23 protein-coding genes are annotated in these 10,057 nt (G+C 35.3%); 2 read left to right on the plus strand and 21 right to left on the minus strand.

Annotated features, from left to right (window positions below):
• Positions 1-6 precede the first annotated feature (6 nt).
• The 20 genes from CWO92_RS06990 to CWO92_RS07075 form a co-directional block, all read right to left on the minus strand.
• Positions 7-258 carry a hypothetical protein gene (locus tag CWO92_RS06990; protein WP_101353479.1) on the minus strand — a complete coding sequence of 84 codons (252 nt, stop codon included), beginning with the start codon at positions 256-258 and terminating at the stop codon, positions 7-9.
• A gap of 757 nt (positions 259-1,015) precedes the next feature.
• The gene (locus CWO92_RS06995) at positions 1,016-1,288 is read right to left on the minus strand and encodes a hypothetical protein (protein WP_101353480.1); all 273 of its coding nucleotides are present in this window, start codon (positions 1,286-1,288) and stop codon (positions 1,016-1,018) included.
• Positions 1,279-1,716 (minus strand): DUF722 domain-containing protein, encoded by a 438-nt coding sequence (locus CWO92_RS07000; protein WP_235851567.1) that lies wholly within the window; start codon positions 1,714-1,716, stop codon positions 1,279-1,281. Before CWO92_RS07000 ends, CWO92_RS06995 begins: the two co-directional genes overlap by 10 nt.
• Positions 1,713-2,105, minus strand: coding sequence for a hypothetical protein (locus CWO92_RS07005; protein WP_101353482.1), 393 nt, complete (start codon positions 2,103-2,105; stop codon positions 1,713-1,715). Before CWO92_RS07005 ends, CWO92_RS07000 begins: the two co-directional genes overlap by 4 nt.
• The gene (locus CWO92_RS07010; RefSeq protein ID WP_101353483.1) at positions 2,102-2,482 is read right to left on the minus strand and encodes a hypothetical protein; all 381 of its coding nucleotides are present in this window, start codon (positions 2,480-2,482) and stop codon (positions 2,102-2,104) included. The genes CWO92_RS07005 and CWO92_RS07010 overlap by 4 nt, the downstream gene beginning before the upstream one ends.
• Positions 2,483-2,674: 192 nt before the next feature.
• Complete coding sequence (locus CWO92_RS07020) at positions 2,675-2,968, minus strand: hypothetical protein (RefSeq protein WP_101353485.1); 294 nt, start codon at positions 2,966-2,968, stop codon at positions 2,675-2,677.
• A complete protein-coding gene (locus CWO92_RS25050) occupies positions 2,968-3,105 on the minus strand; it encodes a BH0509 family protein (protein ID WP_133120530.1) in 138 nt (45 codons plus the stop codon). The genes CWO92_RS07020 and CWO92_RS25050 overlap by 1 nt, the downstream gene beginning before the upstream one ends.
• Positions 3,106-3,111: 6 nt before the next feature.
• Complete coding sequence (locus tag CWO92_RS25960; RefSeq protein WP_101353486.1) at positions 3,112-3,303, minus strand: hypothetical protein; 192 nt, start codon at positions 3,301-3,303, stop codon at positions 3,112-3,114.
• 2 nt (positions 3,304-3,305) lie between these two features.
• A complete protein-coding gene (ssb, locus tag CWO92_RS07030) occupies positions 3,306-3,725 on the minus strand; it encodes a single-stranded DNA-binding protein (RefSeq protein WP_101353487.1) in 420 nt (139 codons plus the stop codon).
• Positions 3,726-3,727: 2 nt separating this feature from the next.
• Positions 3,728-3,871 (minus strand): hypothetical protein, encoded by a 144-nt coding sequence (locus tag CWO92_RS25295; RefSeq protein WP_165786622.1) that lies wholly within the window; start codon positions 3,869-3,871, stop codon positions 3,728-3,730.
• Positions 3,872-4,111: 240 nt separating this feature from the next.
• On the minus strand, positions 4,112-4,615 hold the full coding sequence (locus tag CWO92_RS07035) for an HNH endonuclease (RefSeq protein WP_101353488.1): 504 nt from the start codon (positions 4,613-4,615) through the stop codon (positions 4,112-4,114).
• On the minus strand, positions 4,612-5,007 hold the full coding sequence (locus CWO92_RS07040) for a hypothetical protein (RefSeq protein WP_101353489.1): 396 nt from the start codon (positions 5,005-5,007) through the stop codon (positions 4,612-4,614). The genes CWO92_RS07035 and CWO92_RS07040 overlap by 4 nt, the downstream gene beginning before the upstream one ends.
• A gap of 121 nt (positions 5,008-5,128) precedes the next feature.
• Positions 5,129-5,794 (minus strand): hypothetical protein, encoded by a 666-nt coding sequence (locus CWO92_RS07045; RefSeq protein ID WP_101353490.1) that lies wholly within the window; start codon positions 5,792-5,794, stop codon positions 5,129-5,131.
• Between the two features lie 149 nt (positions 5,795-5,943).
• Positions 5,944-6,234 carry a hypothetical protein gene (locus CWO92_RS07050; protein ID WP_101353491.1) on the minus strand — a complete coding sequence of 97 codons (291 nt, stop codon included), beginning with the start codon at positions 6,232-6,234 and terminating at the stop codon, positions 5,944-5,946.
• Positions 6,235-6,381, minus strand: a complete 147-nt coding sequence (locus tag CWO92_RS25300; RefSeq protein ID WP_165786623.1) for a hypothetical protein — start codon at positions 6,379-6,381, stop codon at positions 6,235-6,237. It abuts the gene before it with no gap.
• Positions 6,382-6,392: 11 nt separating this feature from the next.
• Positions 6,393-7,187 carry an ATP-binding protein gene (locus CWO92_RS07055; RefSeq protein ID WP_165786624.1) on the minus strand — a complete coding sequence of 265 codons (795 nt, stop codon included), beginning with the start codon at positions 7,185-7,187 and terminating at the stop codon, positions 6,393-6,395.
• Positions 7,177-7,929 (minus strand): conserved phage C-terminal domain-containing protein, encoded by a 753-nt coding sequence (locus tag CWO92_RS07060; RefSeq protein ID WP_101353493.1) that lies wholly within the window; start codon positions 7,927-7,929, stop codon positions 7,177-7,179. Before CWO92_RS07060 ends, CWO92_RS07055 begins: the two co-directional genes overlap by 11 nt.
• Before the next feature lie 113 nt (positions 7,930-8,042).
• Positions 8,043-8,786, minus strand: a complete 744-nt coding sequence (locus tag CWO92_RS07065; protein ID WP_101353494.1) for an antA/AntB antirepressor family protein — start codon at positions 8,784-8,786, stop codon at positions 8,043-8,045.
• Positions 8,783-8,995, minus strand: a complete 213-nt coding sequence (locus CWO92_RS07070) for a hypothetical protein (RefSeq protein ID WP_101353495.1) — start codon at positions 8,993-8,995, stop codon at positions 8,783-8,785. The genes CWO92_RS07065 and CWO92_RS07070 overlap by 4 nt, the downstream gene beginning before the upstream one ends.
• Positions 8,996-9,004: 9 nt before the next feature.
• A complete protein-coding gene (locus tag CWO92_RS07075; protein ID WP_101353496.1) occupies positions 9,005-9,223 on the minus strand; it encodes a helix-turn-helix domain-containing protein in 219 nt (72 codons plus the stop codon).
• A 145-nt stretch (positions 9,224-9,368) separates the two neighbouring features.
• Between CWO92_RS07075 and CWO92_RS07080 the strand changes: the two genes are divergently transcribed.
• Both CWO92_RS07080 and CWO92_RS07085 read left to right on the plus strand, forming a co-directional pair.
• Positions 9,369-9,578: a helix-turn-helix domain-containing protein gene (locus CWO92_RS07080; protein WP_101353497.1), complete on the plus strand. Its 210-nt coding sequence runs from the start codon at positions 9,369-9,371 to the stop codon at positions 9,576-9,578.
• A 55-nt stretch (positions 9,579-9,633) separates the two neighbouring features.
• Positions 9,634-9,834 carry a hypothetical protein gene (locus CWO92_RS07085; protein WP_101353498.1) on the plus strand — a complete coding sequence of 67 codons (201 nt, stop codon included), beginning with the start codon at positions 9,634-9,636 and terminating at the stop codon, positions 9,832-9,834.
• A gap of 25 nt (positions 9,835-9,859) precedes the next feature.
• Here the strand turns inward: CWO92_RS07085 and CWO92_RS07090 are convergent.
• A partial coding sequence (locus tag CWO92_RS07090) for a hypothetical protein (protein ID WP_207767785.1) occupies positions 9,860-10,057 on the minus strand: 198 nt, incomplete at its 5' end.

Raw genomic sequence — 10,057 nt, forward strand, 5'->3', positions numbered from 1 at the left:
TTTATTTTACATATTATTTTCCACTTCATCTATCCCGAAAGCATTTATTTTTGCTCCAGCTAATGCAGGATGTCCAAAGTTTTCTAATTCTATTAAACCTTTATCAACTAAATATAGATAAGCTGACTTGTATTCGTTATCTCTAATTTCATCTGCGATAGGTTTAGCTTTAGTGCTCGAATTAGCAAAATGATAATCATATAATTCTTTAAGTAGTTTATTTCTTAAATCTTTACGCTCTTCAACAGATAAACTCATTTTTATCACCTCACTTTCATCTACTTAATTCGACAAAAGGAGATATTTTCCTGCTAATCAATATAATTAGATATGCAACCACATCTTTTGCATTGATATTTATATTTACCATAGAACCAATATTCTTTATCGGTTACCTCTTTCTTCTTACATCCTAACCAACTACAAAATAAGAAATGAATCAAACTTTCTGCTCTTTCAGCCCAAGTATAATATTTCATTTCTTCACCTCACATTCTCTCTAAACTAGACACCCCCTGCGTGATAATTGGCACGTCTGCTACACCACTCAACAAAACTCTATGTTTGTTGCCCTTAAGGTCAAATTACCGCGACTTACATAGGGATATCTAGTTTACAAATAACGTTTATAACCCCGACCCCACCCACTGCCGATATTGGGTTATGTTTTCCCACTCGTCCTGTATTCGTTGGAGCCTAACCCTCCTGTCATCTCCATGCCTTCTCCCCAATTAATGGATTCGGTTCCCTTTCTTATCATCATCAATAAAATTAAAAGTCGCCCCTCCTTGCTTAATCCCCTTTGTGGTACATAAGAGACGTCCGAGCTATCCCCGAACCGACAAGAACAAGCGACTAAAAAAACGACTACCACTGTGCGAAATGGTAATCGTTATAGTAAATACATCGTCGAAAAATGCAAACTAGAGTTATGGCTTTTCCGAGCCATTAGGAAATTATCCTATGCTATCATAATATCATGGAATATAGCGACAAAAGCGACATGAAAGAGACATTATTCTATGTCAACACCATATAATTTCAAATGTTTTTTCATTTCATAATGCATATATTCTGCTTGCGCTTTCTTTTCTTCTGCGATGAATCTTTCATCTGTCTTTATAACGAATAACATTTGAGCTAGGTAATCAATTGTAGAGCGATACAAAGCGTCAGTAACATATCTGTGTTTTTGTTCATCTCCAGTTTCCTTTGTTATCCCCCTTATCAAGTTAAACATTCCTTCTCTGCATTCTTCTAAAACTGGTCTTTCGTCTTTTATCTCCATCCCAAAACCTCCCCGATAGCACAAACGATTGAATCTCTCCATCTTTGTGCAGTTTTCTTATTTACATACAGTTTATCAGCAATTCCATCCCATGTTAAGGTTTGCGGCCTTGTCCAATACTTTAATCGAATCAGCTTCTTATAATCCTCATTCACTGTGTTATATACCGTTTCAATAGCATAAGCGACAGACTCTAAGTTTTGTAGTTTGCGATTGGTCATTAAGGCAGTTGCTATTCTTCCAGTAGGATCAGAAGGAAGCGAACTTCTTCCGCCACCTATATTTTCATCTGTATTACTGTTACAAAACATGATGTTCTCCCTTAATGCTTTAATTTCTTTCACTGTTTCTTCGTACATATATAATTCAGCTTCAATGTGCTTGAACGTAGCTTTTTTAAGTTTTGTAGGAGTTGCAGTAGTCATCATATTCCACCCTTCGCAATCTCTTTCATATGGTCATATTTCTTTTTCAGAATGTTAATCATTTCAAGAGTGCTGGTATAAGCATTTTTCCACCGTGTTGCTTCTTTTTCTGCTAACGCTTCTTCTCTTCTTGATTCCGCAGCTGCCATTTCTGCTTTATTTTCCCGGTCTTTATTACTTCCTTCTGGATCTAATGAATAAACGGTAGCAAGGATTTCCCTTCTCTTTGCTTCGGCTATCTTCCAAACTCCTACCGATTCAGCGTGTAATCCTCCGATAATTTCTAACACTTGACCATAAAGAGAAAGTTTATCCATTAGTTCTTTTGGTAAATCCTCATTCAAGGAGTTAGCTTTCTTATATAGTTGAGATAACTTTTCCGTTTTGGTCATCCATTCACCTTCTCTTGTAGTTCTGTTCGCACTCTCATGGTGTATGTTCGATTGCCATGTGATTTAATTAACTTTTTCACATTACCAATGACTCTATTGAAATCTTTTTCTTTCGGTTTTGGATAGGCAAGAATTTCTTTTGCACTTGTTAATATTCCAAGTTCTTCTTTCACCTTTCTGCGTTTTCGAAGAGATTCTCTAAGCTCTTTATATTTAACTATCATTTCTCTAGCGTCAGGCTTTGCGAATTCAATAAAGTGCAAAAAATCACTTGTTTCTTGGTCGTAATAACTTTGCATTTTTTCTAATTCTTCAATTCTGCTAGGTATAGTAAATACTTCTTTAAAGGATTCTAAGGCTTGCACAATATCACTCATGATTTCACCCCTTAAAATTTATCTCTCAATAAATCCCACACTAAACTACCAACGAGATAACATAAGACGATTAACAGAATTACAACTACTCCCAACAAAGCAATTATAAAAACATTTTTATATTGACTGAGTAGGTAAATAATTGTGGCAGGTATCGCTAAAGTTATTAATCCAATAACAAACATCGAAAGTTTATTTAACATCTTTCATCAACTCCAAAAATTTATCTAATGTCATACACACCAGCCATGGCTGACGATCTACTTTTAAAGCAAGTACATCTGGTTTCTCCCGTTCATCTAAAACCCAATCATATAACGTCTTAAATCCCGTTCCTCTGGATTTTACTTCCCACTTCATACCTAAACCATCAACATCATTTGAAAAGCCTTCTTGAGCCCCTGAAAGGGGAATTCTAAGTCCTCCAATTAACTTAGCGAATTCTTTTTCTCGTCTCATGCCTTTATCACGTTGGGATTTTCCCATTAAATCCCCTTCTCTCCGCTCATATCTTCGTACATTTTGTTAATAGATTCGTCTTTCATAGAATCAAAGTAGCTGCGTTTATAACCGGTCCATGTAACTAACCATTCAATTAGGTGCTCTCTTTCAGATTTAGTCAATACGATTCACGCTCGCTTCACTTGAATTTCCACAACAGTTATATAATTTCTAGGTTTGTTTCTCTTCTCAATCCTTCGCTGATAGCTGGGAGTAAGGTAAAACCGAAATGATTTCACCTTTATTCCCATATGTTTAGCGCATTCTAAAGCTGTGCCAATACAGATTATTTCTTCGCCTTTATATACTGCGTATTCCATGGTTAGAACGGAAGTTCATCATCATTGATGTCTATTGGTTGTCCACTTTGAAATGGATCTTCATTTTGTCTTGATGATTGATTGTTTGATTGATTACTAGATTGTTTCGGTTCTAAAAACTGTACCGATTCCGCAACTACCTCTGTCACCCACACACGCTTTCCGTCCTGCCCTTCATAATTGCGTGTTTGCAGCCTTCCGTCTACTCCAGCGAGTGAACCTTTCTTCAAATAATTCGCTGCGTTTTCTGCTGCTTTTCTCCACACTACAACATTTATAAAATCCGCTTCACGTTCTCCTTGTTGATTGGTGAATGTTCTATTAACGGCAAGGGTGAATGTAGCAACTGCCACACCTGATGGCGTATATCTTAAATCAGGATCTTTTGTTAAACGTCCTACTAAAACGACTCTATTCATCATGGTCACTTACCTCCTAAAAAGAACGAAATCAGACATACAATCGCTAAAACTAAAGCCGCTGAGCCTAAACCGTATCTTTTATCTTTAAAAGCTGCAGTTGAATTAATAATGTTTAAAATTGATAAAACGAATAATAACCAATTCATTTGCGAACATCCTTTCTCTTGTTAAATATCTTATTTGACATATAATTTATATTGGTGAATTTTATCCTATTTTTCTAAGAAGATTAAATATGAAACATCCTTCGGCTTACTTTCAAACACTTCTACCACCTGTAGCTTCTCTCCATCAACTGTTTCTTCTATCTTCTCATTTACGTACAGTTTCATGTTTGTTTCCCTTTAATTCTTTCATTTCTTCACGGATCACTTTTTGTTGCCATGCTAACCATTGAGCGTTTGTCCAAGTTTTAGACATCTCTCTTCTTCCTCCCTCATGAATTTCTCAAAGCATTCATCTGAGGTGTTTTCGATTATGCCAGCTTTGAATAGATCGTATTTATCGCAATAATAATATGGACCATACTTGCTTTCGTGTAACGCTTCTAAATCCTTTCTAAGCCCTTCATGTTGGTGTGGGCTATATTTACCCCTGTGGTGATTTCCACAAAGGAATATAAGATTTCTATGCGTTCCACGACCTCCATTCGCTCTAAACCTAACATGATGACATTCTAATGCTTGAGTCGTACCGCAAACATAACATTCATATCCATGACGCTCTGCTGCTTTATTATATTCTTTTCGCAATATCCTCCCTCGGACTTGTTTCTTCGGGATAACTCGCCCTTTATATACTTCCGGTTTCAATGGATTCTTTCGTTTTTTCTTAGGTTTTTTCTCTCTCCTTAACTGCTGCTCTTTGGAATATGGGTGGAATCCAATCATACCTTCAACCTCTTCCGTCTGCCTCGTCTAACTGGTATTCCTTCTAACTCTTTATCCGTAAACATTTTCAATCGCCAATTAAATAATGTTTTCCGACTGATATGTTCTAACCTTGCTATTTCCACTTCGCTATATCCTTGTTTTCTATAGTTGAGATATTTTTCTTTTGTAATATCTAAACTGCGGAAGTTTCTTTTCTTGTTTTTATCTTCCTCTGATTTTTTTGGACCTTTCATCTGCAACCACATATAATTGAATTCCGATGTTTTCATTCCTAACGCTTTAGCAATATCAGACCTACTTACTTCACGCTTTAGTAAATATTCAATATCGCTTTTCGTCATCATGTCACCTTTTTGAAGGACTTTCATGGTTTTCAAGGTATATTTCATCTCCCCTTGACCTCCTTCACAAGTTTAGCTAGTCCAAATTCTGAAAGTAGGTTTAAGGTTCTTTCTTGGAATCCCTGTTTCTTTAAGTAGGTATATAGGTTAGATTTCATGATTCTTCCTCCTAAAGTGCAATCTTGATTACTTTTATTAGTGGATTCAATAATGCTGTTGCTTTCTCGAAATCTAGTTTCAATTGATCACGTTCACTCTCTAACTCTTTTATTCTCTGATTAACATTTTGCAGTTCGTAATCCGTTTTCTTTAACTTCTCAAGAGTATCTAAGTATTTCATTTTTTCATCATTTGCTTTCATATAAGCAAGTTCTTTTTCATCAATAAACTTCTGAATGTTTGTTTGGTGTGCTGCTGCCATACGCTTTTTCGCTTCTTGCTCTAATTCTAATTTTTCCTTAAGGTCTTTGATGGCTCTTTCATATCTAGCGACACCTCTTTCAGCATCCTCGTTAAGTTTCTTAATGGAATTTGTATGACGTTCTTGTTCTTTTTGAAGTTCTGATTTTAAGTAAGCTATTGTTTTTTCTTGTGTCTGATTCTTTTTAATTTCCGTTTTCTGCGGTTTTTCTTCTGCTTGAATTGTTTTAGTCACATCTACCTTTTGGACTCTCTTAGGTAGGTTTAAAGCCTTTAATTCATCTGGTGTGAATGTTACCTTTTTCCACTCGATTAATTGAGTAGGATTTATTTTATATTTTTGAGCAATGACAGTATCTTTTAATTGATTTACCTTTTTCAATTCCACATATTTTCCCTTTGTTAATCCGTTCATTTTATCCACTCCTATTGGCGATTTTTGATTCTTTTTATATTCTGCCAATTGCTCTGGTGTCATTTTCCATTCGTAAACTGTGTTATCTATGTGAGATTTGTTACTGACAAAGCGAATGTCATCTGCTCCATATCGTTTTTGGGAGGTTTTTATTTCACTACCTCCGGAACATCTTCAAAATTCATATTGCGAGTGTGCCACTTTTCCAGTAATAGTCTCCGCTCACGTTCTTCTTTTAGCTTTTTCTCAAGCATTTTTACTTCGCGTACCAAATATTTAAGCTGATCAGCACTTTCTTCTAAGGCCATAAGCTTCCAATCGTAATCTTCGTCTATTGCATCGTCAATGCTGCGTCCATACTTATCAATTCCTTTTTTATCCTGTGCATCAATAATTGCTGAAAATTCATCTATAACCGCTTGACTTATTCTCGGTCTCATTCACCGCACCCCTAACTCTTTTAATCTTTTTCGTACATATTCGGTTTTTGCTTCCATAATCTCCGCTTCAATTTTCTTTTGTTTTTCTGATTTTCTAATGTGTCCAGGAGTAATCTGATATACTCCTGGGATTGATTGAACTGTCATTAAAACACCTCTTATCCAAATAAAATCTTTTCTAATTCCTTATTTTCGCTCTCTGCTTCATCATCCCGAATCGATTCTTCCGGCATATATACTTCAAGCGACATTTTTTTAATTCTGCTACTGACACGACCTTCTATGTAGACATTCCCTAAGTTGTCAATGGTCTTATTTCCAGTGAATAGCGTTACTTTTTTGTGTTCTAAGCGATAGTCTAAGACATTGAAGAAAACTCTCTCAGCAAAGTCTGTGGACTTCTCAACAGCAATATCATCTATCACTAATACTTCTACATTTCTAAATAACTGAATGATTTCGCTCTCTGTGGATTCTGTTTTTCCGTTAAATGTCTTTTTGATTTGCGTAAGTAAGTCATCTGCTTTTAGAAAAGCTAGATCTACACCGTACATTTTCATTAAGGCATTCGCAATGCTAGAAACTAATCTTGTTTTCCCAGACCCTTTCACTTCGCTAAATAGATATAATCCCTTTCCGTACTCTTGCATAGTTTTGAAATTTGATACATAATTAGCAGCCGCTTTCTTGGCAGTAGTTGCAGTTTCTCTACTATCCGATTGTTTGTATAGATTCACATCAAACGAATTAACTGTAGCATCTTTGAAAATGGGTGGGATTTGTGCCAAATCTAGCTTTCTTTCAATCTCTCGTTGTTTCATTAACTGTTCGTAGCAATCACATTGCTCCTGCCATTCATCCTTTTTGTTAGGTAAATGACGTTTTGACCAATCTCTCTTCCATATCCATCCTGTCCCGTCGCATTTGTGGTATGGGCATTTATCAGAAGGCAACGTTAATATCTCCACCGGATTCGATTCTAGCGATTTTTTTGCGTCGTTCATTCGTTTCGCGAATCTTGGATCTTGTTTCATCATCTGTTCCAATACGTTGTTTATGGCTTGCAGCTTGTCCACCGCCTTTTTGGTTCAAATAACTCTCAAACTTCGTTCCAAACAATGTCTCTGGACGTAAATACTGATTCATCTTATTGTCGTTTAACCATTCCGCAGATTTTTTGTCTATGACTGTTTTAAAGTCCTCTAGTCTAAATCCTTCGTTCCATCTTGCTCTAATTAATGTTTGTGTTTTCTTAGATGTTGAGCGATAAGAAGAATTTGTTTTTTGATTAAGGTAGGAAACGACTTCGTCAAAAGGTATATATTCTTTTGTATTATTAAATGTAGTATTAATATCTGTATTATTATCTTTAAACTTTTCTTTAATAGGGGTATTTAACTTTTCTTTAATAGGGTCATTAACAATTCTTATATACCTATTAAAGATTTCTTTAGTACCCTCTTTGTATTCAATCTCCGTACTAATGTAGCCTTTCGCTACAAGTTGATTGATCCATTTCGATATGGATACTTTACTGACACTATATAATTCAGAGAAGTAAGCATTACTCGCCCAGCAATATCCTTTTTCATTACACAATGCAGTAATTTCACCATATAAAAGCTTTGAATTGGGTGTTAAATCCTTGTCGTAGCGAACATTAGCAGGAATAATGGCATAATAGTTTTTCTGCATTTTCACACCCCGAACTGATATTCCCCGTGTACATTTAAAATAGTTTGGTATATAATGGACACGAGGAAAATAATATTTAATACATGATTAAATCAATGTCTAGTGTTGCAGCACTAGGCTTTTTTCTTTTGATTTAGTAATTTGTCGGCTACCCTAATTGCATCATCTAGTTGTCCGGTTTCATCTAAATACTGTGGTCTGCTTACATCTTTGCCGACTTTGTTAATGTAGTTTTGCCGCTTCAATTCAAAATTCGTCTGAAATGCTGTATTAAATGCTTGTACAAAGTCTTTCCATGCTTTCGAATATTGCCCACCATTTCTATGGGCATATAGCCGAATCATCGAATTAAATTGCTGACGTGGATTTCCTTCGATGTTCACTTGATCTAGATTATCCACTCTTGTTTTAAGAACTTGATTTTCCTTTTCTATCAACATTTGCTTATGCTCTAAAACTTGCATTTTTCTCTCTTGTTCTACTAATTGATTTATGGAAGCTTGCAAGATTTCTAATTGTGATTTTGGTTTTTGTTGCATAAATTGTTTTTCGACTTCTATAAAATATTTACGCATTGCCCGACCAATTTCATTTCGTTGTACCATAGCAATTTCTTTTCCTGCATCAAGAGTGAATAAAAATTCTTCCGATGGTCTTCCGTTAGTTTTACTCAAAAATGAGTAAAAGTCCTCGTTCTCAATAAATCCGTAATTATCAATATGCCGCGAAATCCAGTCATTAAATCTTGTACTAACCATTAACTTTGAATGAAGTTCTCTAGCGTTAATTACTTTATCTCCATTCTCATTTTCGTAAACCGGCAGCATATCATTTGCGATTACTTTTAATTGACTCATTTAACCACCCCTATATGTTTTTGAGAACAATCTGCACAATAGATAGAAGTTGAAGCAAAGTCTCCATCATCTTCTAAAACAGAAATTAATGTTTGATTATCAACTTCTTGTTCAACCCCACAATCAGGACATTGAGTAAAAATTTCATCTTCGTATAGATCAATCTTAATTTCTACATGGTCATTAATTTTTGTTTTTACATAAAACATATAATCACCTCATTTCTTTAAAACTAGTAAATCTCCAATCTCACAATCAAGCGCCTTACAAAGTTTCGCAACTGTATCAACTTGCATACGGTACTGAGTTTTGTTTAACGCTTTGGAGATCGCTTTTCTGGAAAGACCGCTTTTCTTATGTAAGTGTTCTATGGTGCGAATATTGCGCTTCCCCATCATTTCCCAAAGTTTAACTTCGATGTACGGAGTTTCTTGCATATTATTACCACCTCCTCCATATCCTTATTATAACACCCTTGGGTATTAAACGCAACCCATGGGTATTAACTTTTCAGAAAAAAATTTTAAAAAGTAGTTGTATTTTTTTATTTCGTGAGTATAATAGGTATCGAGGTGATACCAAATGGTAGTAAAAAATAACCTAAGAGTCCTTATGGCGAAAAAAGGAGTAAATATTCAAGATGTTTCCGATGCCACAGGCCTTAGCAGAAAATCAATTTCGAAACTTTACAATGAATCTTCTATCCAGATTACATTTGATGTTATAGCTCGTCTTTGTGTTTACTTCGATTGTGAAGTTAACGATCTACTACGACTTGAAGAAGAAAACTAATTGTACCAATGTATGAATGTGTTACAAATTACTTTAAAAAAAGGAGTGCATACGAATGGCACATGTTAGAGCGAATTGTAAAAACCCTTCTCAAACAATTTCTTTTCAACCAAACATCTATGAAGCTGCTGAAAACTATCTGTATGATCACCGTAAGAAAAACTTTAGTCATAGCGTGAATGAATTGATTGCTTATGGTTTGAAATATGTCGCTTTGATGGAGAAGAAAAAAGAACGTGAGAGGTTGCTTTCGTAATAGTGAGAGCGACCTCTTTCTTTTTTTAATCCTCTAAATCCTCATCCGTTATATCCGCTGACAATGTTTCTTCTTTCTTTACACGAAAATCCCATTCTATAATGCCATCTTCATTGAAAAGTCTGTGCGAAATTGCTTCGGCTGCTGATTCTGCATAAGTTGCTTCTTCATCAAATACTATAGACATTACAATTAACTGTTTTTTAATTGTCATTATCTCCCC

This window comes from Heyndrickxia camelliae (assembly GCF_002844575.1).
GTDB classification, from domain to species: Bacteria; Bacillota; Bacilli; order Bacillales; family Bacillaceae_C; genus Margalitia; species Margalitia camelliae.

Bases quoted from the DNA above. Each gene is read 5' to 3' on its own strand.
- CWO92_RS25295 (WP_165786622.1), bottom strand. From the start codon at position 3,871: ATGAATTGGTTATTATTCGTTTTATCAATTTTAAACATTATTAATTCA.
- CWO92_RS07080 (WP_101353497.1), top strand. From the start codon at position 9,369: ATGGTAGTAAAAAATAACCTAAGAGTCCTTATGGCGAAAAAAGGAGTA.
- CWO92_RS07075 (WP_101353496.1), bottom strand. From the start codon at position 9,223: ATGCAAGAAACTCCGTACATCGAAGTTAAACTTTGGGAAATGATGGGG.
- CWO92_RS07050 (WP_101353491.1), bottom strand. From the start codon at position 6,234: ATGAGACCGAGAATAAGTCAAGCGGTTATAGATGAATTTTCAGCAATT.
- CWO92_RS07085 (WP_101353498.1), top strand. From the start codon at position 9,634: ATGGCACATGTTAGAGCGAATTGTAAAAACCCTTCTCAAACAATTTCT.
- CWO92_RS07060 (WP_101353493.1), bottom strand. From the start codon at position 7,929: ATGCAGAAAAACTATTATGCCATTATTCCTGCTAATGTTCGCTACGAC.
- CWO92_RS07040 (WP_101353489.1), bottom strand. From the start codon at position 5,007: ATGAAATATACCTTGAAAACCATGAAAGTCCTTCAAAAAGGTGACATG.
- CWO92_RS06995 (WP_101353480.1), bottom strand. From the start codon at position 1,288: ATGGAGATAAAAGACGAAAGACCAGTTTTAGAAGAATGCAGAGAAGGA.
- CWO92_RS25300 (WP_165786623.1), bottom strand. From the start codon at position 6,381: ATGACAGTTCAATCAATCCCAGGAGTATATCAGATTACTCCTGGACAC.
- CWO92_RS07065 (WP_101353494.1), bottom strand. From the start codon at position 8,786: ATGAGTCAATTAAAAGTAATCGCAAATGATATGCTGCCGGTTTACGAA.
- ssb (WP_101353487.1), bottom strand. From the start codon at position 3,725: ATGATGAATAGAGTCGTTTTAGTAGGACGTTTAACAAAAGATCCTGAT.
- CWO92_RS07020 (WP_101353485.1), bottom strand. From the start codon at position 2,968: ATGGGAAAATCCCAACGTGATAAAGGCATGAGACGAGAAAAAGAATTC.
- CWO92_RS25960 (WP_101353486.1), bottom strand. From the start codon at position 3,303: ATGGAATACGCAGTATATAAAGGCGAAGAAATAATCTGTATTGGCACA.
- CWO92_RS07045 (WP_101353490.1), bottom strand. From the start codon at position 5,794: ATGAACGGATTAACAAAGGGAAAATATGTGGAATTGAAAAAGGTAAAT.
- CWO92_RS06990 (WP_101353479.1), bottom strand. From the start codon at position 258: ATGAGTTTATCTGTTGAAGAGCGTAAAGATTTAAGAAATAAACTACTT.
- CWO92_RS07010 (WP_101353483.1), bottom strand. From the start codon at position 2,482: ATGAGTGATATTGTGCAAGCCTTAGAATCCTTTAAAGAAGTATTTACT.
- CWO92_RS07070 (WP_101353495.1), bottom strand. From the start codon at position 8,995: ATGTTTTATGTAAAAACAAAAATTAATGACCATGTAGAAATTAAGATT.
- CWO92_RS07035 (WP_101353488.1), bottom strand. From the start codon at position 4,615: ATGATTGGATTCCACCCATATTCCAAAGAGCAGCAGTTAAGGAGAGAG.
- CWO92_RS07005 (WP_101353482.1), bottom strand. From the start codon at position 2,105: ATGACCAAAACGGAAAAGTTATCTCAACTATATAAGAAAGCTAACTCC.
- CWO92_RS07000 (WP_235851567.1), bottom strand. From the start codon at position 1,716: ATGATGACTACTGCAACTCCTACAAAACTTAAAAAAGCTACGTTCAAG.